Here is a 21,594-nt window from a genome sequence, read left to right as displayed (position 1 = left end):
ATGATAGGGTGTATTGTTCAGGAGACTAAATTGTGGAAGAAAATCGGATCAAAGAATTATTGGAAAGTGTTCGATCTGGCAAGGTGGAAGTTGATGAGGCGCTGGACAGCCTGGTGCGGCTGCCATACGAGCAGGTGGGTGATTTTGCCCAACTGGACATGCATCGTGGTTTGCGGCGCGGGTTTCCTGAAGTTGTTTTTGGACAAGGAAAGACGGCTGAGCAGATCACCCAGATTGTCAATCGGTTGAGTGAGCGCAATGAGCGTGTGCTGGTTACGCGCCTTTCCGCGGAGGTTTACGCGCAAATTAGAGAAGAATTACCTGATGATGCAGTTTATCATCAGAGGCCGCGCGCACTGGTGATCAACCGGGCGAATCTGGTTTGTCGGCCGGGCATTCTGGTGGCATGCGCCGGCACGGCAGACACGCCAGTCGCTGAAGAAGCGGCGCTCACCGCGGAGCTGATGGGCAATCAGGTAGAGCGGTTGTATGACGTGGGCGTGGCTGGCCTGCACCGCCTGTTGGATAAGCTGCCAATGCTGCGCCAGGCGCGAGTTATTGTTGTTGCGGCGGGCATGGAAGGCGCGCTGGCCAGCGTGGTGAGCGGGTTGGTGGATGCACCCGTGATTGCAGTGCCGACCAGCGTTGGCTACGGAGCGAGCTTTCACGGCCTGTCTGCCCTGCTGGCCATGCTCAACAGCTGTTCAAGTGGTATCGCGGTGGTGAATATTGATAACGGTTTTGGGGCGGGCGCGATGGCCGCGATGATCAATCGCCTGGACGAACGATAATGGACGAGGCGCTGCGAGCCAAGTGGGACGCGCTGCAACGATGGTTGGGCGGTTTTGCCCGGCCGCTGGTGGCCTTCTCTGGGGGGGTAGACAGCGCCCTGCTGGCATTCGCGGCCAGGCAAGCTCACGGGGATCAGATGCTGGCAGTAACGGTCAAGTCGCCGTTGCATACCAGCCAAGAAATACAACGCGCTACTGCTTTTGCCGTGGCGTATGGTATTCCGCAGCGCCTGATTGAATTGAATGAAATGGAGCGCGAAGATTTTACCCACAATGCGGCAGACCGGTGCTACCAGTGTAAGGCCCTACGTTTTACCGAAATTGTCAAGTTGGCAGCATCTGAGGGTTTTGATGTGGTGTTGGAAGGGTCGAACGCGGACGACGCTTTCGATTATCGGCCAGGCGCGCGGGCCGCAAAAGAACTGGACGTGCGAAGTCCGCTGGCCGAGCTGAACTTTACAAAGGCCGAAATCCGCGCGGCAGCGCAGACGTTCAACCTGCCTGTTTGGAACCTGCCCAGCTCGCCCTGCCTGGCGACGCGTTTTGCGTATGGCTTCCCCATTACTCCAGAAGGATTGATCCGTGTAGAGAAGGCTGAAAGTTTCCTGCGTGAGTTGGGATTGGATAACTTGCGCGCGCGGGTCTTGAATCAACAAAGCTTAAAAATTGAAACCGCTCCAGACCAATTCCTGACGGTGCTGCAGAAGCGTGAGCAAATTCTGGCTTACTTTGACAGCCTGGGTTTCGCGAACGTTTCTCTGGACTTGAAAGGCTATCGGAGGGGCAGCATGAATGAGGATTTCGATGACCAGAATTGCTTACCTTGATTGTTTTTCGGGAATCGCCGGAGATATGCTGCTGGCGGCTATGGTGGACGCAGGTCTTCCGCAAGATTATTTGACGGATCAAATTGGCACACTGGCTATCCATGAGCCATATAAGCTGCGCTTTGAAGAGACTCGCAAAGGCTCACTGCGCGCGCTGCGTTTTTTTGTGGAAGAACACAAGCATGAACACATTCACGGACATGAACACGCTCATGAAGACGACCACGTGCACGGCCATGCAGATACAGCGCATGCGCCCGGGCAGCACCGGCACCTAAGTGAGATTGAGATGCTGATTGACAACAGCGGCCTGACGGCGCGAGCCAAATCCATTGCGCGGCTGGTGTTTTTGAAACTGGCCGAAGCGGAAGCGAAGGTACATGGGAGCCGTGTGGAAGAGGTTCACTTCCATGAGGTCGGCGCGCTGGATTCGATTATTGATGTGGTGGGGGCGGCGGTTGGCCTGGATTACTTCGGTATTGAGCGGCTGTACGCCTCAGACCTGCCCTTCACCAGCGGGCATGTTCACAGCCAACACGGCATTATTCCGGTGCCGGCCCCGGCTGTGCTGGCGCTGCTCGAGGCGGTCAATGCGCCGCTGCAACCCGTGGCGGCTCGCATGGAACTGGTGACGCCTACAGGCGCGGCGATTGTGGCGGCTCTGGCGGCATTCGAGCGTCCGGCGATGCGCTTGGAGAAGGTGGGGGTTGGCGCGGGCAAGAAAGATCTGGAGTGGCCGAACATTCTGCGTTTGATGATCGGCAGCCCGGCAGAAGAAAAACGGCCGCTGATTTTAATGGAAACCAATATTGATGATATGAACCCAGAGCTGTACGCGCCGGTGATGGACGCGCTGTTCCAGGCGGGGGCGTTGGACGTGTTTTTATCGCCGATTTATATGAAGAAAAACCGCCCGGCAGTCAAACTGAGCGTGATCGCCCGCAAAGAAAATGAGGCCGCTCTGGCGGGTATGATTTTGCGGCAGACCAGTACGTTTGGCTTGCGGGTGCTGGCGATTGAGCGCCACGAGGCCGAGCGGGAAATCCGGCAAGTATCCACAGTGTTTGGTGAGGTGGGCGTGAAGGTGAAATTTATGGATGGAAAAGCCTGCCAGGTTTCGCCGGAATACGAAGACTGCGCGCGGCTGTCGAAAGAACGCGGTGTGGCCGCCCAGGATGTGTACCTGGCGGCGCTGCGCGCGGCGGATAGTTTGTTAAGGGGCTGACCGGCGCGGGGGCGTGGTAGAGAGGGAAGCAAAGCGGGCGCCATTTGTTATGCGCCCGCTTATTTTCTTGCCTTGAGGCCTGCTGTGCCAAAAACGGCTACACATCAGGAACGCAAGAACTGTTGGAACCAGCGGGCCGAGTCTTTGGGGGTGCGCTGCTGGGTGTCAAAATCCACATAGACAATGCCGTAGCGGCCGTGATAGCCCAATGCCCATTCAAAATTATCGAGCAATGACCAGAGGTAGTAGCCGCGCAGGTCAATGCCGGCCTGAATTGCGCGCAGCGCTTGGTCGAGGTGCGCTTCGAGATACTGCTGGCGCTGCGGGTCGCGCACGCGGCCGTCTGGGGCGATCTGGTCGGGAAAGTTGGCGCCGTTCTCGGTGATGTAAATGGGCGACAGCTTTGGGTAATCGCGCTGGATGCGTTGGAGCAGCTCAAAGAGACCTTCGGGATAGACTTCGCGGTCGGCGGTGTGCGGACGGGCGGGGTCGGTGTGCCGGCGGGTCTGCGGGGGCAGGTTGGCAGGAGCGTCTTGCACCCATTCGCGCTCGTAGTAATTGATACCCAAGAAATCGCAAGGCTCGGCGATGATGTCCAGATCGCCGGGTTGGATTTCGGGCGCGTCATCGGCGTAGTAGGCCAGCATGTCGGCGGGGTAGCCCTGGCCGGCGAGGGGGTCTAAAAACCAGCGGTTGAAATAGCCGTCAAAACGGCGGGCGGCGTCCACGTCCGCGGGGTCATTGGTGTAGGGGTAGGCCGGGTTGTGATTGAGGGCGGCACCGACTTCAACCGGGCGGGAGCAGGCGGCGCGGATTTCCTTCACAGCCAGGCCGTGTGAGAGCAGCAAATGATGGGAGACCTGCAGGGCGGCTTTGAGGTTTTGATATCCGGGCGCGAACAAGCCAATCTGATACCCAAGGAAAGCCGAGCACCAGGGTTCGTTGTGCGTGATCCAGGATTCCACCCGGTCTCCGAAGCGGCTGGCGGCCAGGCTGGCATAGCGGGCAAAGTCGAAGGCAGTCTGGCGGTTTTCCCAACCGCCGCGTTCCTGCAGGGTTTGCGGCAGGTCCCAATGGTAAAGGGTGAGGAAGGGCTGGATGCCAGCTTCGAGCAGAGAGTCGATCAGCCGGTCGTAGAAGTCTACACCCTGGGGGTTGAGGGGGCCGTCGCCGGTGGGAATGAGGCGCGGCCAGGAGAGACTGAAGCGGTAGGTGTTAACACCCAGGTCGCGCATGAGTTGGACGTCTTCGCGGTAGCGGTGGTAGTGGTCACAGGCAATATCTCCGGTGTGACCGTCGCGGGTTTTGCCAGGGGTGTGAGAAAAACGATCCCAGATGCTCTCGCCGCGCCCGTCTTCACGGGCCGCGCCTTCGATCTGATAGGCGGAGGTGGAAACACCCCACAAGAAGTCTTTGGGAAAGTCGCTGCGTTTGGGCATGGCGCGTACTCCAATTAAACAATGTGATTGGACTAATTGTACAAGAGGAAGGAAAAGAGCGCGAGGGCTTTTCAGAACGCGGCGCGCTTTCTCTGTCTGTAGAAGGACAAAGCCTTGACAGCTCTATGAAGCTGGTTATAATCAACCTTATTGAAAATTATTATCAATAAGGTTGGTTGTGATGAAAACTCGATGGTTAATACTGACAGTGGCAGTGTTGATAAGCCTGGCTGGCTGCGCTCCGGCTCCGGATTCCGCGCCCGCGCCGCTCGAATCCAATACGCTGCAGGTGACGGTGAGCATTCCGCCGCAGAAATATTTTGTGGAGCGCATTGGCGGGGAGCGGGTGACGGTCAATGTGATGGTAGAGCCAGGCAGCGACCCGCATACCTATGAGCCCAGCCCAGCGCAGATGAAACTGCTGGCCAATTCACAGGTGTATTTCGCGGTGGGGGTGGACTTTGAACAAAGCTGGCTGGAACGCTTCCAGGGGGCCAACCCGCAGATGCGGGTGGTGAACACCATCGAAGGGTTGGATCTGATGGAAATGGCTACCCACGCGCACGAGGGTGAAGAGCACGAGGAAGAAGACGAGGCGCACGCGTCCGAGCTGGACACGCATACCTGGACGTCTCCAGAGATGGTTTTGCGCCAGGCGGAGAAGATTTACCAGACGCTGGCCGAAGCCGACAGCGCGCACGCGTCCGAATATCAGGCGAATTACGAGGCATTTAGTATTGAGATTTCCGCGCTGCAAGACGAGATCCGCCAAACGCTGGAAGGGGTCAGCTCGCGCAAGTTTTTGGTGTTTCACCCGGCGTGGGGATACTTTGCGCGGGAGTTCGGTTTGGAGCAGATCGCGGTGGAAGCAGGCGGGCAGGAGCCGAGCGCGCAGGAGCTGGCGGCAATTGTCAACGAGGCCAAGGCTGAGAATATCCGCGTGGTGTTTGCCCAGCCGGAATTGAGCACCCGTTCCGCGGAAGTCATCGCGGCGGAAATTGGGGGTGAGGTGCTGCTCATTTCTCCGTTGGAGGAAAACTGGATGGAGAACATGCGCAAGGTGGCCGGGGTGTTTGAGGAAGTCTTGAAATAAAACAGAAGTGGAAACCGGGAGGAGCGCCGATTGCCAGGCGCTCCTCTTTTTATTTCAGGCGATGATATTCAGGTGCGAGAGCAGGATGCGCAGACCGATGAGAGTGAGGAGGATGCCGCCGGCGATCACCATGCGCTTGCCAAAGCGCACCCCCAGCCCGCTGCCGGCGAGGATGCCAATCACAGAAAGAAGCAGTGAGGCCAGTCCGATGACAAGGCTGGCGGGAGCGATGGGGGTGTTGGTGAGAGACAGGGTCAGGCCGATGGCGAGTGCGTCGAGGCTGGTGGCAAGGCAAAGCACAATCAGGGTGCCGCCGCGCGTGCGGTCGGCCTGGCAGTCGGAAAGTTCAGGATTTATGCCCTCACGCACCATGCGCACGCCCACCCAGGCCAGCAAGATGAAGGCGATCCAATGGTCAAAGCTGGAGATGAACTGAACGATGGTGGAACCGGCCAGCCAGCCCAAAAAGGCCATGCCGCCCTGAAAAAGCCCAAAGTGAAATGAAACCCGAAAAATGGAACGGGCTGTCTGGCGATTTCCAGACGAACCAATCCCCAGCGAGACGGCAAAGCAGTCCATAGCGAGGCCAACGGCGATGACAACGACAGCGGCGAGTTCCATTGAGCGGTCCTTATTCTTTGCAGAGATAGGATTATTTTAACGCATTCTGGCTGCAAAATTAGGAGAAATCCGGAGACGCTGGTCTGATTTAGGCGCGCATTTGTTGTGAATGCTTTCTTAAAGGGCCATTTCGGTCTGTTCAGCAGGCAGCAAAACCCAGGCAGATGACTCGTCCGGTTCGGTTTTTGGCGAGATCTTCAGAATCTCTTTCAGGCGCAACAGGCTGGTGCTGGTGGGCAGCCCCTGGGCGTGCCAGTGCTCGCGGCAGGCGGGATAGTCCAGCAGCAGGCCCTGAGCCGACAGGCCGAGTTTCTGGGCCTCCCATCCGGCCAGCCAATTGGTGGGTGCGCAGCTAAGACCCAAAACCCCCAGTCCGCTGCCGGCCTGACCGGATGCGCGGCAGAGAAATTTGAGCTGGTCATCAGGTATGTCGGCGACGTGAATGCCGAGCGGACGGCAGATCTGGCTGATCTGGTTGACCTGGCAGTGCGGGGTGCAGCCAGTGCAGCGGGTTCCCAGGCGGGCGGGGGCGGCTTTGCACAGGCCCTGCGGGCGGGCGCGCAGGCAGCGCGGGACGATGACCAGTTTCTCGCTGGCCTGCAGAAAAGCCGTGCGGAACTCACGGTTGAGAATTTCGGTGCCAAGCAAGCCCAGGTGGTATTCGGCGCGGGCGCGGCCGCGCAGGGCGGCGTCGTAGCGCAGGCAGGCATCGCGGCGGGCGCTTTGGCGGAAGGCCTCGGCTCCGCGGGTATATCCTCCGAGCACTTCGCTGCTGAAGGCGGTAAACTGGGCTGCGATCAGCAGGCAATCGTTCAGCGCGGCCTGGCACTGCTGGCGTCCGCGGCGGCCAAAGCAGCGCGCCCAGGGCTGGAAGTGCTCAGCCAATGCAGACTGGCCTTGCGCGCGCAGCCAGCGCAGCAAGCGGTTAAGGGTCGCCGGATCCAGGTCGGGGGTATCGCTTGGGCTGGCGGATTTGCGGGTGGAAAGGTATTGAACGCGGCTGCGCAGGGCCTTGATGGAGCGCTCAAACCAGGGCAGGCGGTCTTGCAGATTGACCAGGGCGGTGAGCGCGGCCGCGCCCAGGCCGGAGAAGACCCGTGCTTCGGCGCTGTGCTCCTGCAGGTAGACGCAGAAGGCGGTCAGTTCCAGGGCAGATTCAGCAAAGCTCAGCGCGGGCAGCCCGCTGGATTGGCGGAATTGCCGGTACTCTTCCAGCAGGCCGGTGTGAGCAGCGTGCAGGTAGCCGAGCCAGCGGTCGGTGAAAACGGAAATCTGCTGGTGGGCAGGCAGCGAGTCTTGCTGGTTGATTCGGAGGTCGTAAGCAAAGTTATTGTTCATAGTGGGTTAAACCTTCGTCTGTATATACGCGGTTCACGCTGATAAGTTCCAGGCCAATATTCTGTATCAGGCACAGCACGCCGTGTAAAGCGGCCTGGTCGGGCAGCACACCGGTGAGCAGGGTCTCCTGGTCGGACAAGGGGCAGATGAGCAGGCCGTCAAAATAATCCGCCCACCGCTCGCTCAACCGGCCTTTAATTTTGATTTCATAACGGTTCATCATCACTTGTTGTCTCCGGGTTAATCGATGCAAAGAAAAGCTCCAGATGGTTAGAGTGTATCCATCGGGAGCCTGTTTTTCAGTGGGCGAAAGTGGAATTTTTAGGGAGGAAGGCGGTAGCCTTAAGGAGTATTTATGGGATCAACCCCAGGCGGCGGGCGGCCTGGATGGCCTGGGTGCGGCTGGCCACGCCCAATTTGCCAAACAGGTTGCTGACATGCTTCTTGACCGTGCTGAGCTGCACATAGAGACGGCTGGCAATTTCCTGGTTGGAAAGCCCCTCGGCCAGCAGCCGGAGCACTTCCAGTTCACGCTCGCTCAACGGCTCGGGAAGGTCCGCGGTGGGCGCAGCGGCTGGGGTCGCCTCCGTGAGTGTTGGCTCTGGCAGCGCCTGCAGAATACCAGCGAGGAGAGCCGCGGATGGAGCGGACTGCCATTCGGGGTCTTTTTGCATCTGGCGCAACAGAGGGAGAATTTCCGCGCCGGCTTCCACGAAGGGCAGCAGGAATCCCTGGGGAGCGGCCAGCCGGACGGCTTGCGTAAGAGCGGCCAGGGCTGGGGCGCTGCCGCCCATCCGCTGGTGGGCGGCAGCCAGCCAGACGAGCAGTTCGGCCTGGTAACCGGCGCGCCCGGCGGCCTGCTCGGCGGCGAGGTGGGCTTCCAATAAGGATTGGGCGTCCCGCGGCTGGCCAGACGCCAGCCACAATCTGGCGCGCACAACGGCTTCCCACTGGCTGGCGGCGGGGTCCATGGCGGGTTTGCCGCGCTGTTCCAGGCTGGCAGCCCAGGCCTGGGCGGCGATCAGATCCCCGGATAAGACGTCCAGCAAGGCCTGAGTCGCGGCGGCCTCTTGCAAGGGTCCTGGGAAGGCTTGCTGGCGAAGAATGGGCTGGATGTTTTGCAGGGTTTCTTGCGCGGCGGTGAGCTGGCCGCTGGCGAGCAGGGAGCGGGCGGCGCGCAGCTCGGTAAGGTAAACGATGGTGGGGTAACCGCCCATTTCACCCCGCTGGCGGGCTTCAGCCAGGGCCGCCTCTGCGGCTGGCAGTTGGGCGCGCAGCAGGTGCAAAAGACCTTGAGCGGCGTATAGAAAACCAAAGGCGGGCAGGTTGGGAAAGGCGTGGCCGGCAGCGAAGGCCAGGGCGTTTTGCACAGCGGCGGCAGCCTGCGGCAGACTACCCAGCGCGCCATGCAGAATCACCAGATAGTAGTGCGAAGCCGAATAGCCAACCATGTTGCCCCCGGCGCTGAGGTGCGGCAGGGTCCGGTAGAGAATCTCCAGGGCGGGCTGGAACTGCCCTAGAACGAAGAGGGTGGTGCCCTGGTTATAGCCGGCGACACCGCGCAGCAGGTGTTCCTGTGGACCAGCGGTGTCCAACGCCTGTTGGGTGAGCTGAACGGAGGCGGGCAGGTTGCCGCGGGCGCGCTCGAGAATGGCCTGCAGGACGTTGATATCTCCGCGCAGGGGGTGAATGGGGTTGGGATTGCGCGATTCCCACTCTTCCAGGCTGGCGCGAGCGATTTGCAGGTGGGGATCGATCTGCTCAACGCAGCCTTTCAACCACAGCGACCAGCAGTACAGTACGGTCAGCTCAGTGTCGGCGTGAAGGAACTCGGCCGGGAGGGCCTCCAGCCAGCGCAAGGCGGTGCTGATCTCGCCGCGATGCGAGATCTCGGCCCAATGCAGGCGAATGATGCTGGCCGCCAAAGGGTAATCACCGGCAGCCAGGGCATGGTGAACCGCGTCTTCGATATAACCGTTTTGGTTGAACCATTGGGCGGCTTTGCGGTGGAGCGGAACGGCTTGGACGGCGGGCGTTTGTTTCAAGCGGGCCTGAAGCAGACCGGCGAAGAGATGATGATAGCGAAACCACTGGTGCGTTTCATCCAGGGGGATCAGAAAGAGATTGGCGCGCTGCAGACGGTCGAGCATTTCGTGGCTGCCGCTGCGCTCCAGAACGGCGTCGCAAAAGGGAGCGCTGAGCCGTGAGAAGAGCGCGGTGCTGAGCAGAAACGTCTGCAGGTCGGGTTCGAGGCGCGAAAGGACTTCTTCGGTGAGGTATTCCAGAATGAAATGGTGGCTGCCCTCAAAGTCTTGAATAAAGGCAGCCGGATCGGGATGCTCCTGGATGGAAAGCGCGGCCAACTGCAGGCCCACCACCCAGCCCTCGGTGCGGCGAGTGAGGGCGGCGACCTGGTCGGGAGTGAGGGTGAGACCCGCGGATTGGTCAAAAAACCGGGCGGCTTCGCCAGTGTTGAAATTGAGATCAGCGGCGCGCAGCTCGGTGAGCTGGCGGCGGGCGCGGAGGCGCGTGATGGGCAGGGGCGGGTTGGCGCGCGTGCAGAGCAGCAGGTGAAAATTGACCGGCAAATGGTCGAGCAGGTATTCCAGGCGCTGGTGAATCTCCGGGTTGGTGATGAGATGATAGTCATCCAGAACAAGAAGAATCTCATCGGGCTGAGCGGCGGCGTCATTGAGCAGGGAATGGATGATCACCTGAAGATCACCAACCTGGCCGGAGGCAAGCATTTCGAGCGCGGCCTGCCCAATCGCAGCGGGTGTGCTGTGGAGGGCGGCGGAAAAATACGTCCAGAAGCGCTGTGGGTCATTGTCATTCTCGTCCAGCGACAGCCAGGCGGCATGGCGGCCGGGGTGGGCGCGCCAGTCTTGCAGCCAGGCGCTGACCAGGCTGGTTTTACCCGAACCGGCCTGGGCGGAGACCAGAAAGAGACGGTGCGCCTGTGCCATACCCGCGTCCAGACGCTGCGCAAGCTGCGGGCGCGGAATGTGATAGGGGGCGGGGGCGGGAAGATAGAGTTTGGTTTGCAAGAGGGGGGTGGACGACATAGAAGGATTCCGCCTGGAAATGGGAAAGATATTGTGCATATCATAGCATAAACCGCAAGCAGTGCCAGACGGTTATTTACAACTTCAAGCCGGTCAGCGGCGTATATAGATTATGAATTAAACAGAAATGGAGATTAAAATGGCGAAAAACGTTGATCAAATGCTGGCAAGCAAATTTGTTTGTGAAAAATGCCATCACCAGGGAGCAACTGTGGAACGGCTGGCGATGTCGGGGACGGGCCTCTCACGCATGCTGGAAATCCAGGCGCACCGCTACGCGTTTGTGTCTTGTAATAACTGCGGGCACACCGAGGTGTACAATCTGCGCACGCTGGAAGGCAGCGACGACCTGGGCCACCTGCTCGAGATTCTGTTCATGGATTAAGCGGGAAATTCTCCCTCGGCTGAGGAAAAATCCAGAGGAGCGGGCGTGCAATCAATCTGATGGCATCGCAGCGCGCCCGCCCCCGTTGGAAAAGGTGTATCCTATAAATACCCTGGGTTCGCAGGCAGGCATGAACGAATGAGTATTATTTTGCTGTGATTCTGAATGTTGGATACGGATTTATCTGGCGGGAGGATTATGAATTTCCCTGGTTATCAAGCGTTTTCTATGCGTTCTTATTTTTCAAAACAGCCCGGCCAACCAGCCCGCTGTTTGCATTGCGGTGGGCCCTTATCGGTTTCGCCAGTGGAACCATCAGCATGGGTTCAGGATGAATTAGACGATCCATTCTTGATTGGGACGCACAATTTTTCCTTGTTGTTTCGGTGCAAGGCCTGCCAATGGTGGTGCATTCGCGAATCTTGGGATTTGAATGAAATCGGCCTTGATCTTGATTGCTTGATTGTGGGCGTGCCATCTCCAGCGGCCAGTGCCGCGCAAGGGAGCGAACAACCGTGGCAGAAGGCTCTGGCTGATCCTTCCATTTATCGAAATTCAGAGGATATTCCAGAAACAATAGCTGCCCTATTTCCTCCAGGCAAGAGCTGAAGAACCGAAAACCAGGTGAGAAATTGATGGTCAGGCATCGATATCCATTTTGCTGCTGAAAGAATTCTGAAAGCAAAGCAGTGAGAAATTGTCTTATAATATGAGTAGATCCGTATGGGCTTACGGGTCGAATCTTCTCCGCCGTGGAATTTCCATCCGCGGAAGCCATCTCCCTCGAACACACAGGAGGGAGATGGTGCTTTAAGCCGGTATCGCATAGAAGCTGGAAAACAGGGAAAAGGTTATACAATTGATCACAACTCAGGGTTGATTTCTGTCAAAAAGTGCTATACAATAATGTTAGCTCCTCTACCGGTTGCCCCCCTCAACCGGTGGGGGAGTTCTCTTTAAGCCTGCGGCACGCTTTGGTGGTTGTTCTGGCGAATCAGGCGCGCTGAATTGGCCAGGATGCCCAGATCGGGCAGCGATTGGGCGGCGGCGGCCAGCACGGGGGGCAGAATTCCAAAGGCGGCCAGGGAAAGGCCAACCAAATTGTAGAGGGCTGTAAAGGCAATATTGCCGCGAATGACGCGCATGGTGCGCCGAGCGGTGACCAGCGCTTGGGGAACCAGATCCCAATCTTCGCGCATCAGTACCAGCGGCGCGGTTTCGATGGCGACATCGCTGCCGCCGAGGCCCATCGCCACGCCAACATCGGCCTGGGCGAGGGCGGGAGCGTCGTTGACGCCGTCGCCCACCACCATCACTACGCGGCCCTGCCGCTGATATTCACGCACAATCTCAATTTTCTCTTCGGGCAGCAGACCGGCGCGAAAAGGGATGCCGAGCTGGTCGGCCAGGTGCTGCGCGGAGGCGGCATGGTCGCCGGTGAGCAGCTCGATCTGGCGAACGCCGAGCGCGCGCACGCGCTTGAGGGCAGCCGATATTTCGGGACGCAGGGTGTCGGCGGCGGCCATCAGTCCCAGCAAATCTTCGCCTTCAAAGACGTAGAGCAGGCTCTTGCCCTGGCCGGCCAGGTCAAGGGCAGCCTGCGGCGGATCACCGGCCAGCAGGCGCGGCCCGCCGACGCGGATGGAACGGTCCTCCACCAGGGCATTAACCCCCACCCCGGCTTGAGCGGAGAAGTCGCGCGGTTCGGCCAGAGGGATGCCGCGGCGCAGGGCTTCCTGGCGCACGGCCTGCGCCAGCGGATGCTCGGAATAGCGCTCGGCGCTGGCAGCCAGGCGCAGCAGTTCCTCTGGGCTTCCGCGCAGGGCGATCACGTCGCTGATCTGCGGCTGGCCAAAGGTAAGCGTTCCAGTTTTATCCACCAGCAGAGTATCGACGCGGTCGAGCAGTTCCAGGTAGCGCCCGCCTTTCACCAGCAGCCCGCCGCGGGCGGCGCTGCCGATGGAGGCCAGCATGGCGATGGGCGTAGCCAGGGCGAAGGAACACGAGCAGGCTACCACCAGCACAGCGGCAGTGGCGAGCGGGTCGCGGCGCAAGAGAAAAGTGAGCAGGGCGATGGCGGCCACCACAGGCAGGTAATAGCCGGCGAAGCGGTCGGCGGTACGCTGTACCTGGGCTTTGTTGCCTTCGGCTTCTTCCACCAGGCGAATTACTTTCCCAAAGGTTGAGTCTCGCCCCACGGCGGTGGCTTCAACGCGCAGGCTGCCGGAAAGGATGACGGAAGCAGCGTAGACCCGGCTGCCGGCTTCCAGCTCAAGCGGCATGGCCTCGCCGGTGATGGCTGCCTGGTTGACGGTGGCGCTGCCGGCGACAACGCGCCCGTCCACGGGGATCTTCTCGCCGGGGCGTACAATTACGATATCGCCGGGGTGCACGTTTTCAATTGCCACTTCCAATTCGCTCTCGTCTTTCCACAAGCGGGCGGTCTGCGGGGCGAGATCGTGCAGGCGGCGCAGTGATTGGCGCGCCCGATCAGTGGTGAAATGCTCGGTCAGGTCGCCAACGCGCATGAAAAACACCACCACGGCGGCGGTGACCCATTCTCCAACGGCAATGGCGGCGATCACACCCAGGGTCATCAGGGTGTGCGAAATCACCTTGCCTTGCAGGGCGCTGCGCAACACATTTTTGAAGACCGGGAAACCGGCGATGAGAATGATGGGCAGGGCCGCGTACCAGGGGATTTGGCGGGTGATCTTTTCAAACAGGCCCAGCCATTCGCCCACCACCAGAATGAACAGCACGCTGCCAAAGACGAGCGCCACCAGCCAGGTAACACGCTGGGTGGCTGCCTGCAGTGTCTGCTGGCGGGTGGGGGGCTGGCCGGCGGCGGGGTCGAGGATTTCGTAACCGGCGCCGGCAACGGCTTTTTTAATCGCGGCAAGAGAAGGCTCAACCCCGGCAGTGGTTTCAATGACGGCTTTCTCGGTGGCCAGGTAAACCTGCACGCGCGAGACGCCCGGCACGGCGGCGATGGCGTGCTCGACGTGCAATGCGCAGTCGGCGCAATCCATACCTTTGACCGATAATTCAACTTTGGTTAAAGACGACATAAACACTCCTAATAGAGTGTTTCGATTATAGCTGAAAGTCAGGAAAATGGATGGAAGGAAAGCTGGACCGTTAATAGAAGGACAGGCGCTGGCTCGACCCGGATGGGATGGATGGGCGAACCAACGCCTGACGAGCTTATTATAGCGCGAATTGGGGGATGATCATATGAACAGACGTGAAAACCCGGCAGACTTTCTACAGTCTCCCGATTCGGCGGTCAGACGAGCGGGTTTGTCTTCCTGTTAGCGCTAATCGCGCTGGCAGTGCCGCAGTTGCGCTATTCTTCCACCATGCGCGAACCGTGGTAGAGGCGGAAACCCAGGTAGGGCAGGTTTTCCACCCGCAAAACGGCAGACAGGCTGGACAGCGGTGAGCCGAGCGGCGCGGAGAAGTCGAAGCAAACCCACTGGTTGGCGCCATCGGGCAGCGGAATTTCGACCGGCGGCAGGGGCTGACCTTCGGAAGCGCCTGTGTCCAATGAGACCAGCGCAACCAGCCATTCGTCCTGCGCGGAGATTTGCCACCAGGCGTATTGCTCATTGATGAAGCGGGACTGCATCTGCCCGGCGCTGAGCATGGGACGGAAGAAGTCGTAGATGTCTTCCAGGGTGTGGTAGGCACGGTTGTAGTCGCGGTCGCCAACCCAGGTGAGGTTGACGTCGCTGACATTGGCGCGGTACAGCCCATAGGAAAGGTCTTGCGCGCCGATGACCTCATATTTGGGACGGCGGGACAGCCCGCAGCCGAGGAAGCGCGAAAGAAAATGGCGCAGGCGCATGCGGCGGCTGCCGGAGATTTTGACCAGCGGCTCGCCCCAAATGTGCTCGTTGCCGGTGTCGTGGGTGTCCACGCAGAAGGGAACGGCAAAGCGGGCGGGACGGGCCTGGTTGATGCGCTGGAGCTGGTCGTGAATCCAGAAGGCGGTTTCAACGAGGGCGCGGTTGGGGTGCTGGAGCATGTCGGTGCCGAGGATCAGGTCGAACCCCAGGGCGGCGTAGCTGTCCAGTTCCAGGCCCATGCGTTCGGCAAAATTGCCGATATACGGCCTGCCGCCCGCGCGCGAGCGCCGCACGCACGTCTCGAGGATGGCCGGGGTGGGGCGGTCTGAGCATGGGCGGGCGGGGTCTTGCGGCTGGACGGAATCGAAGATGTGGTCAACTGAATCGTAGCGCACAAAATCGAAGCCAAACTCATCGCGCCACTTGCGGAAGATGGAGCTAAAGAAATCCACTGCGGCAGGGTTGATCTGCCCCTCGCTGCCCGAAGGGCAGCGGTTGGGCGGCAGGTCATTGTAGAGTTTGAAAGGGGTCATCACATGATAGGCGTAGCGGCCGTGATCTTCGCCGGAACGGCTGCGATAATCGAAGACGGCATAGTTGCCGGAAACGTTGTATTCTTTGAAGGCGGGCACGCCGTCACCGCTCCACACCTGCGAGGGGATGGGCCAGAAGCCCTGGCCGATCAGCTCGCCAATCAGGCGGAAGTAGAGCTGGTCTTTTTGGGCGCGCAGAGATTGAGAATCACCATCGCGGATTTCGAGCGAATCCAGGTTTTGCTGGCGCAGGGCGGTTTGAACGATGTGCTCCACCTGCCCAGTGATGCGAGCCTGCTGGCTTTCTTGAAGCATCTCTTTGCTGGAGAGGCCGCCAGCCAGAGAGGCGCGGTCCGCGGAGAGCTGGTACCAGCGGAAGAGAGCGGGGCGCATGAAGACCAGGCGCGCGTACTGGGCGACGTGCGGCTCAAGATCAAAGCCGACTGTTTTCCGCAAAATGTGGGCGGCCTCAATGAAGGCGCGCAGTTGATCGGCGGGAGAAAAACCGAGCGACAGCCATTTAGGCGAAACCACGTTGGGTGAAATGGTTTCCACGCTGCGTACGGCATAAATATTCTCAAAATCGTAGTCGGTGAAGGGGCCAAGGTGGATGGCGCTGGCGCGCACAATGGGCAGGAGTTTGGCTGCGTCAATGAAGTTTCCCATGCTGGTTCCGCTGCCGGTGGCGCGAATGTTGAAGAAACAAAAATCGCTGTCAGCCATCCAGGCGGAGTTGTCGCGGGCGGCAGCCGGGCTGTCGCAGCCGTTGGCGGCGGCCAGGCGGGCAAAAAAGTGCACCAGGGCTTCGTCGGAAATTTGCAGCGCCTGCGGGCAGGTAAAGGCCAGGTACCCGTGAAGCTGGTAGGTCTCGAAAAGACGTTGGGTTTCTTCCGGCTCTATTGAAGAATCCGGCAGAGCGGCGCGCATTTGGTTCCAAATGGTCATCTTCATCCCTCCTGCAGTTGGTTCCGCGATTCTAATGCAAGAATTATAATTCGTAGATACCGTTAAGCACAGAAGCGCGGCAGGTTTGTGAAAGACAGGCCAAGGGCAGCCGCCGCATGATTGAATGGAAGAAGGAAAAAACCATGACGAACACAGGCAACTCGACCGGCTCACCGCGGTCCATTAACGCAAAGCTCGATCAACTGGAAGGGGCGATTGGTTCCCTGTCTTTTGGGACGGATGAACAGGCCCTGGAAATTTTGGAAGGGATGGATGAAATCAACGCGCTGCTCGCCCACGGGCAGCAGGCCGGTGACCAGCTGGACGCGGAATGGGTACAGTGGGATTACATTTGCCAGCAGGTCAAAAAGAATGCAAATCTGCTGGTAAAGAAGATTGGCGGCCCGGCGGGTCTGATGAAGCGGCGCAGCGAGCTGCAGGCGGATGAAACCGCCTGGTGGTGGAATCTGGACGAATACCTGGCGCATAAACGCAAAGCAGCCTGGCGGAAAACGCTGATTGGGTTGGGCGGCGGCCTGCTACTGCTGGCGCTGCTGGCGGGCGCGTATCAACTCTTTTTGGCTCCACCGCCCGAAGTGGCGGCGAGCTACCGGCACCGCACCAGCGCCGAGTCGGCGATGCAAAACGGCGACTTAACCGCCGCGCTGGCGGAAATTGACCTGGCGCTGAGCTACACACCGGACGATTACGAACTGCTGACCATCCGCAGCGTGCTGCTGGAAAAAAACGGAGACTTGCAGTCCGCGGAGGAGGCGCTGGCGCAGGCGCGGGCATTGGCCCCGGCTGAAGTGAATGTGCTGATGGCGCAGGGACAAACCAGCCTGTATTTGCAAGACGCGGCGGGCATGCGCGCGGCCGGAGAGCGGCTGGAAGAAGGCTACCCCGCTTCGCCGTACGGGCCGATCTTTTTGGGATCGGCGGCGGAACTGGAGGGGGACTATCCCAGCGCGCTGCAGTATTTGCAGGAGGCGGCGGCGCGCGCCGAAGCGCAGGGCGATGCCAACCTTTCGGGTAATCTGCGCGTGCGCGTTGCCATGCTGACACAGAAGTCGCTGGCGCCGGTTGACCCGACGCTGACCCCTTGAGATGTTGAAACGGGAATCGAAAAGCAGGCCGTCCCTCACATGGAACGGCCTGCTTTTTTGGGACTGTTTATTGGAGGATGATATTGTCGATCAGACGGGTTTTGCCAACGTAGACCGCCATTGAGATCAGGGTCTGGCTGATGACGCCGCTTTGCTCTGCGAGGGTGGAGGGATCGGCGCAGGAGACGTACTGCACGCGGGCAAGCGGTTCGGCTGCGAGGACGGAGAGAACGGTCTGGCGCAGGGCGTCTGCGTTGCGCTGGCCCTGCTCAAAAGCGGCGCGGGCGGTCTGCAACGAGCGTGAGAGTACCAGCGCGGCCTGGCGCTCAGCAGGGGAGAGGTAGGTGTTGCGGCTGGACATGGCCAGGCCGTCGGGTTCGCGCACGATGGGGCAAATGTGCAGCTCAACCGGCATGTTGAGGTCTTGCACCATGCGGGTGATGACCACGGCCTGCTGGGCGTCTTTTTGACCGAAAAAGGCATGCTGGGGTTGGACGGCATTAAAGAGCTTGGCCACCACCGTGGTTACCCCTTTGAAATGGCCGGGGCGCATTTTTCCTTCGAGGAATTGGGTTACGTCGGTTACCTCCACCCAGGTCTGGTAGCCGGCCGGGTACATCACCTCTGGAGTGGGGGCCCAAACCAGGTCTACGCCTTCGGCTTCCAGCAGGGCCAGATCGTGCTCCAGGTCGCGGGGGTAGGCGGCCAGGTCTTCGGTGGGGCCAAACTGGGTGGGGTTAACAAAGATGCTGACGGCAACACTGGGGCAGGCGGCTTTGGCGGCGCGCACCAGCGAGAGATGACCCTCGTGCAGGAAGCCCATGGTGGGCACAAAGCCGAGGGGGTTGGCCAGGGCCTGGCGGTGCTGGCGAAGGTCTTCAAGGGTGGATACGAGTTTCATAATCAAGTTCCTTTAAGCATGGTTTGGAAGGGTATCAGCGAGGCGGCCGGCATCCACTTTGGCGCGGACGAGGTGGTAGAGCGTTTCGTGGGTAGGCAGCCAGAGCTGGTTCTGGCGCGCTGAATGCAGCAGCGCGCCGGTGATGGCGTCGATTTCAGTGGGCGCGCCGCGGCGGATATCCTGCAGCATGGAGGACTGGTTGGTGGCGGTGCGCCGCAAGACCGATTCCACTTCGGCGAGCGGATCAGTGTAGGGCAGCTCGACGGCGGCGGCGCGGGCGGCCTGCGCGGCTTCTTCCACGGCCATTGCCAGCAGGCGGCGGGCGTGGGGTAGCTCGAGGATCTGGCCGTTGGGCACTTCCAGCAGGGCGGTGAGGGGGTTAATGGCGGCGTTGATGAGCAGTTTGCCCCACAGCAAGCCGGTGAGCTGCTGGGTAAAGGCCAGTTGAAAACCAGCCGCCCGCAGTGCAGCGCACAGCCGTGTGGATTCAAAACTAGCGGGCAGGGTGAGGTTGCCTTCTCCGCCGGGGCGGAAGCAGCCGGGCGCTAGCAGAGTGGCGCCGCTGGTGGTGGAGCCAGCCGCGACACGCTCCGCGCCAAGCGCCCCGGCCAAAATTTCGGCGTTGCCCAAGCCGTTCTGCAGGGTGAGAACCCTTGCGGAAGGGGCCAGGCAGGCGGCCAGGTCGGCGGCGGCCTGGGCGGTTTGCCAGGACTTGACCAGCACAATGGCGGCAGGAACGTTGGAGAGATCCTGTGCGGACGAGGTGGCCGGGACGGGCTGGCAAGAGACGGCGAGATCGCCGGTCTGCTGGCAGATGCCTTTGGCCTGAATGGCGCGCACGCCCTCTTCCCAATGGTCAAGGATGCCAACGCGCTGCCCGGCCCGCGCCAGGCGAAAGGCGAACAGGCAGGCTAAAGCGCCGCTGCCATAAATGAGCAGGTCAATCGAGCCGGGCATTGGTGAGCCATTCACTAAAGGCCTGCCACTCCTCCGGCTGCATGGCAGTGCTGTTCTCCGGCGTGGGGAAGGCGCGGGAGTCGATTTCTTCGCGGAACTGGGTGAGGGCGGTATGAATCTGCTGGTTGAGGTTGGCATACTGGCGGGCGAAGCGCGGCACAAAGCGGTCGAAGAGGCCGAGCACGTCGTGGTAGACGAGCACCTGCCCGTCGCAGTTTGCGCCGGCGCCAATACCGATGGTGGGAATTTCCAGACGCTGGGTGATGGCGGCTGCCAGTTGTTCGGGGATGGATTCGAGCACGAGGGTAAAGCAGCCCGCTTCCTGCAAGGCCAGGGCATCCTGGAGGAGTTTTTGGGCGGTGAGGGCGGTTTTGCCCTGCATTTTGAAGCCGCCAAAGACCTGAACGCTCTGCGGGGTGAGGCCAATGTGCCCGCACACAGGAATGCCAGCCTGAACTATGCGGCGGATAGCCTCGGCCCGTTCCTGGCCGCCTTCCAGCTTGACTGCGTCCATGCTGGCTTCCTGTAAAAAGCGCCCGGCGTTGCGCACGGCTTCATCGATGCTGGCCTGATAAGACATGAACGGCATATCACCGATCAGAAGGGCTTTGGAGGCTCCCCGGGCGACGGCTTTGCAGTGGTGGAGCATATCCTGCATGGTGACGGGCAGGGTGTTTTCATAGCCCAGCACAACCATGCCCAACGAGTCGCCAACCAGAATCGAATCGAACCTGGCAGCGTCGGCGGCCAGAGCGGAGGGGTAATCGTAGGCGGTCAGCATGCTGATCGGCTGGCCTTTTTTCTTCTTTTGAAGGAAAGTGGTGGTGGTTACCTTCTTGCGGTCGGCGGGCAGGGTGGACATAAATACGAAATCTCCTGGATCTTACAAGCAACCATCCTGTGTCCCGCGGGCGGCGATGACACAGGATGTGGTTGTGTGTGATTGAAACGGCGCGAGCTTAATCGTGGTTGTTGTTGGTCATGTGGGTGCCACGGCCAACGCCAAAATAGACAAAGCCCATTTCTTTTAACTGATTGGGGTCCCACAAGTTACGGCCATCCATGATGATGGGCTGGCGCATGGCTTTGTGCAGGCGCTCAAAGTCGATCTGGCGGAACTCGTTCCACTCGGTGGCCAGGATGATGGCGTCGGCGCCTTCGGCAACCTGATAGGGATTATCACACAAGACGATGTTTTTCATCATCGCGCTGGCATTTTCCATGGCCTGCGGGTCGTACGCTTTCACTACCGCGCCTTCGTTCTGTAGCAGGTGAACGATCTCCAGCGAGGGGGCTTCGCGGATATCGTCGGTGTTGGGCTTGAAGGAAAGGCCAAGCACGCCGATGACTTTTTCGTTGAGGTTGCCCAGGGCTTTGCGCAGTTTGAAGATGATGCGGCGGCGCTGGTTGCGGTTGATATCCATCACGGCCTGCAGCAGCTGTGGCTGGGTTCCGTGCAGCACGGCCATGTGGGCCAGGGCTTTCACGTCTTTGGGGAAGCAACTTCCACCCCAGCCGAGGCCGGCATCCAAAAAAGCGCGGCCGATGCGGTTATCGTACCCCATGCCGGTAGCCACTTCGGTAACATCCGCTCCCAGTTCTTCGCAGATATTGGCAATTTCGTTGATGAAGGAAATGCGCGTGGCCAGAAAGGCGTTGGAGGCGTACTTGATCATTTCGGCGGTGCGCAGGTCGGTGATGAGAATGGGGCAGCGCAGGGTGTTGTAAAGTTGGGCAACCTGGTTGGCGGCATCGCGGTTGGTGGAACCCAGAACGACGCGGTCGGGTTTCATAAAGTCGTTGAGGGCCGAGCCTTCGCGCAGGAATTCGGGGTTGGAGACAACGCTGAACTCGAGGGGCTTGCCGGCGCGGCGTTTTTTGATGATGTCGGCCACCCAGTCGCCGGTGCCGACGGGCACAGTGGACTTGTTGACCACCACGATGGGGTGATTGACCAGGTCGGCAACCGCTTCGGCGGCAGAGCGCACATACTGCAGGTCAGCCTCGCCATCCACGCCAGAAGGGGTTCCAACGGCGATGAAGGCGAAATCGGCATCTTCCAGCGCTTCTTCAAAGTTGGTGGTGAAGGTCAGGCGGCCGGCTTTGCGGTTGGCACTTACAACCTGTTCCAAACCGGGCTCGTAGATGGGCATGATGTTCTGATTCAATTTCGAAATACGGGTTTCGTCTACATCCAGGCACATCACGTCATTCCCCAGATCGGCGAAACAGGTTCCGGTTACTAGGCCAACGTATCCAGTGCCGATTACACAAATTTTACTCATTTTGAAACCTCTCCATCGAGTTGGTTTTTATGAAATTTCCCCTGAAGACAGGAACAATACAATACAAGTGTTATTTTATCTCAATTTCAGATTGAAAAATGAAAAAAGGGCAATTCCAGCCAGTGTGGGGTTATTTTCTCATCTTAATCCATAGGAGCAATTGTCAGGCAAATGCTTTTCAAGGGAGGGCCAGTTTTGTATAATGGTTTAGGAAGCAGCGCTTTTTGGAAAT

18 protein-coding genes are annotated in these 21,594 nt (G+C 59.7%); 7 read left to right on the top strand and 11 right to left on the bottom strand.

Features of this window, described 5'->3' with window-relative positions:
* The first annotated feature begins 32 nt into the window (after window positions 1–32).
* Genes larB through larC form a run of 3 tightly spaced genes read left to right on the top strand, consistent with a single transcriptional unit; the run spans window position 33 to window position 2,843 of the window.
* The gene (larB, locus tag ADN00_RS03815) at window positions 33–791 is read left to right on the top strand and encodes a nickel pincer cofactor biosynthesis protein LarB (protein WP_075061629.1); all 759 of its coding nucleotides are present in this window, start codon (window positions 33–35) and stop codon (window positions 789–791) included.
* On the top strand, window positions 791–1,618 hold the full coding sequence (gene larE / locus ADN00_RS03810; RefSeq protein WP_075061628.1) for an ATP-dependent sacrificial sulfur transferase LarE: 828 nt from the start codon (window positions 791–793) through the stop codon (window positions 1,616–1,618). The genes larB and larE overlap by 1 nt, the downstream gene beginning before the upstream one ends.
* Complete coding sequence (larC, locus tag ADN00_RS03805; RefSeq protein ID WP_075061627.1) at window positions 1,596–2,843, top strand: nickel pincer cofactor biosynthesis protein LarC; 1,248 nt, start codon at window positions 1,596–1,598, stop codon at window positions 2,841–2,843. Before larE ends, larC begins: the two co-directional genes overlap by 23 nt.
* Before the next feature lie 104 nt (window positions 2,844–2,947).
* Here larC and ADN00_RS03800 read toward each other — a convergent pair whose 3' ends face one another.
* Window positions 2,948–4,282, bottom strand: coding sequence for a GH1 family beta-glucosidase (locus ADN00_RS03800; RefSeq protein WP_075061626.1), 1,335 nt, complete (start codon window positions 4,280–4,282; stop codon window positions 2,948–2,950).
* A gap of 181 nt (window positions 4,283–4,463) precedes the next feature.
* Between ADN00_RS03800 and ADN00_RS03795 the strand changes: the two genes are divergently transcribed.
* Window positions 4,464–5,375, top strand: a complete 912-nt coding sequence (locus ADN00_RS03795) for a metal ABC transporter solute-binding protein, Zn/Mn family (protein WP_075061625.1) — start codon at window positions 4,464–4,466, stop codon at window positions 5,373–5,375.
* Between the two features lie 54 nt (window positions 5,376–5,429).
* Here ADN00_RS03795 and ADN00_RS03790 read toward each other — a convergent pair whose 3' ends face one another.
* The 4 genes from ADN00_RS03790 to ADN00_RS03775 all read right to left on the bottom strand — a co-directional run bounded on the left by ADN00_RS03790 (window position 5,430) and on the right by ADN00_RS03775 (window position 10,399).
* A complete protein-coding gene (locus ADN00_RS03790; RefSeq protein WP_075061624.1) occupies window positions 5,430–5,996 on the bottom strand; it encodes a manganese efflux pump MntP in 567 nt (188 codons plus the stop codon).
* 117 nt (window positions 5,997–6,113) lie between these two features.
* On the bottom strand, window positions 6,114–7,334 hold the full coding sequence (locus ADN00_RS03785) for a DUF116 domain-containing protein (protein WP_075061623.1): 1,221 nt from the start codon (window positions 7,332–7,334) through the stop codon (window positions 6,114–6,116).
* Window positions 7,324–7,557 carry a hypothetical protein gene (locus ADN00_RS03780; protein WP_201781136.1) on the bottom strand — a complete coding sequence of 78 codons (234 nt, stop codon included), beginning with the start codon at window positions 7,555–7,557 and terminating at the stop codon, window positions 7,324–7,326. Before ADN00_RS03780 ends, ADN00_RS03785 begins: the two co-directional genes overlap by 11 nt.
* Window positions 7,558–7,687: 130 nt before the next feature.
* Window positions 7,688–10,399: a LuxR C-terminal-related transcriptional regulator gene (locus ADN00_RS03775; protein WP_075061622.1), complete on the bottom strand. Its 2,712-nt coding sequence runs from the start codon at window positions 10,397–10,399 to the stop codon at window positions 7,688–7,690.
* Window positions 10,400–10,538: 139 nt separating this feature from the next.
* On the opposite strand from ADN00_RS03775, the gene ADN00_RS03770 reads away from it, so the two are divergent.
* Both ADN00_RS03770 and ADN00_RS19680 read left to right on the top strand, forming a co-directional pair.
* Complete coding sequence (locus ADN00_RS03770; protein WP_075061621.1) at window positions 10,539–10,784, top strand: zinc ribbon domain-containing protein; 246 nt, start codon at window positions 10,539–10,541, stop codon at window positions 10,782–10,784.
* A gap of 198 nt (window positions 10,785–10,982) precedes the next feature.
* A complete protein-coding gene (locus ADN00_RS19680; protein ID WP_152966247.1) occupies window positions 10,983–11,393 on the top strand; it encodes a hypothetical protein in 411 nt (136 codons plus the stop codon).
* 347 nt (window positions 11,394–11,740) lie between these two features.
* Here the strand turns inward: ADN00_RS19680 and ADN00_RS03760 are convergent, their stop codons facing one another.
* Entirely contained in the window at window positions 11,741–13,855 is a 2,115-nt protein-coding gene (locus ADN00_RS03760) for a heavy metal translocating P-type ATPase (RefSeq protein ID WP_075061619.1), read from the bottom strand.
* Window positions 13,856–14,133: 278 nt separating this feature from the next.
* Complete coding sequence (locus ADN00_RS03755) at window positions 14,134–16,113, bottom strand: alpha-amylase family protein (RefSeq protein ID WP_075061618.1); 1,980 nt, start codon at window positions 16,111–16,113, stop codon at window positions 14,134–14,136.
* 143 nt (window positions 16,114–16,256) lie between these two features.
* Here ADN00_RS03755 and ADN00_RS03750 point away from each other — a divergent pair, with 143 nt between their 5' ends.
* On the top strand, window positions 16,257–17,219 hold the full coding sequence (locus ADN00_RS03750) for a tetratricopeptide repeat protein (protein ID WP_075061617.1): 963 nt from the start codon (window positions 16,257–16,259) through the stop codon (window positions 17,217–17,219).
* 67 nt (window positions 17,220–17,286) lie between these two features.
* Here ADN00_RS03750 and panC read toward each other — a convergent pair whose 3' ends face one another.
* From panC to ADN00_RS03730, 4 genes are all read right to left on the bottom strand, one after another.
* Window positions 17,287–18,120 (bottom strand): pantoate--beta-alanine ligase, encoded by an 834-nt coding sequence (gene panC / locus ADN00_RS03745; RefSeq protein ID WP_075061616.1) that lies wholly within the window; start codon window positions 18,118–18,120, stop codon window positions 17,287–17,289.
* A 12-nt stretch (window positions 18,121–18,132) separates the two neighbouring features.
* On the bottom strand, window positions 18,133–19,092 hold the full coding sequence (locus ADN00_RS03740) for a ketopantoate reductase family protein (RefSeq protein WP_152966246.1): 960 nt from the start codon (window positions 19,090–19,092) through the stop codon (window positions 18,133–18,135).
* Window positions 19,061–19,939: a 3-methyl-2-oxobutanoate hydroxymethyltransferase gene (gene panB / locus ADN00_RS03735; protein WP_075061615.1), complete on the bottom strand. Its 879-nt coding sequence runs from the start codon at window positions 19,937–19,939 to the stop codon at window positions 19,061–19,063. The genes ADN00_RS03740 and panB overlap by 32 nt, the downstream gene beginning before the upstream one ends.
* 97 nt (window positions 19,940–20,036) lie before the next feature.
* On the bottom strand, window positions 20,037–21,362 hold the full coding sequence (locus ADN00_RS03730; RefSeq protein WP_075061614.1) for a UDP-glucose dehydrogenase family protein: 1,326 nt from the start codon (window positions 21,360–21,362) through the stop codon (window positions 20,037–20,039).
* Window positions 21,363–21,594: the final 232 nt, after the last annotated feature.

Origin of the sequence: Ornatilinea apprima, from assembly GCF_001306115.1 — a bacterium.
Classification (GTDB): Bacteria; Chloroflexota; Anaerolineae; order Anaerolineales; family Anaerolineaceae; genus Ornatilinea; species Ornatilinea apprima.
Note: the sequence above shows the minus strand (reverse complement) of the source record. Positions and strands in the feature narration are given on the sequence as shown.

What these genes read in the sequence shown, in the direction of transcription:
- ADN00_RS03750 (WP_075061617.1), top strand. Translation starts at nt 16,257, where the DNA reads ATGACGAACACAGGCAACTCGACCGGCTCACCGCGGTCCATTAACGCA.
- ADN00_RS03760 (WP_075061619.1), bottom strand. Translation starts at nt 13,855, where the DNA reads ATGTCGTCTTTAACCAAAGTTGAATTATCGGTCAAAGGTATGGATTGC.
- ADN00_RS03785 (WP_075061623.1), bottom strand. Translation starts at nt 7,334, where the DNA reads ATGAACAATAACTTTGCTTACGACCTCCGAATCAACCAGCAAGACTCG.
- ADN00_RS03780 (WP_201781136.1), bottom strand. Translation starts at nt 7,557, where the DNA reads ATGATGAACCGTTATGAAATCAAAATTAAAGGCCGGTTGAGCGAGCGG.
- ADN00_RS03775 (WP_075061622.1), bottom strand. Translation starts at nt 10,399, where the DNA reads ATGTCGTCCACCCCCCTCTTGCAAACCAAACTCTATCTTCCCGCCCCC.
- larC (WP_075061627.1), top strand. Translation starts at nt 1,596, where the DNA reads ATGACCAGAATTGCTTACCTTGATTGTTTTTCGGGAATCGCCGGAGAT.
- larE (WP_075061628.1), top strand. Translation starts at nt 791, where the DNA reads ATGGACGAGGCGCTGCGAGCCAAGTGGGACGCGCTGCAACGATGGTTG.
- ADN00_RS03795 (WP_075061625.1), top strand. Translation starts at nt 4,464, where the DNA reads ATGAAAACTCGATGGTTAATACTGACAGTGGCAGTGTTGATAAGCCTG.
- ADN00_RS03800 (WP_075061626.1), bottom strand. Translation starts at nt 4,282, where the DNA reads ATGCCCAAACGCAGCGACTTTCCCAAAGACTTCTTGTGGGGTGTTTCC.
- ADN00_RS03790 (WP_075061624.1), bottom strand. Translation starts at nt 5,996, where the DNA reads ATGGAACTCGCCGCTGTCGTTGTCATCGCCGTTGGCCTCGCTATGGAC.
- ADN00_RS03770 (WP_075061621.1), top strand. Translation starts at nt 10,539, where the DNA reads ATGGCGAAAAACGTTGATCAAATGCTGGCAAGCAAATTTGTTTGTGAA.
- ADN00_RS19680 (WP_152966247.1), top strand. Translation starts at nt 10,983, where the DNA reads ATGAATTTCCCTGGTTATCAAGCGTTTTCTATGCGTTCTTATTTTTCA.
- panB (WP_075061615.1), bottom strand. Translation starts at nt 19,939, where the DNA reads ATGTCCACCCTGCCCGCCGACCGCAAGAAGGTAACCACCACCACTTTC.
- ADN00_RS03755 (WP_075061618.1), bottom strand. Translation starts at nt 16,113, where the DNA reads ATGACCATTTGGAACCAAATGCGCGCCGCTCTGCCGGATTCTTCAATA.
- ADN00_RS03730 (WP_075061614.1), bottom strand. Translation starts at nt 21,362, where the DNA reads ATGAGTAAAATTTGTGTAATCGGCACTGGATACGTTGGCCTAGTAACC.
- panC (WP_075061616.1), bottom strand. Translation starts at nt 18,120, where the DNA reads ATGAAACTCGTATCCACCCTTGAAGACCTTCGCCAGCACCGCCAGGCC.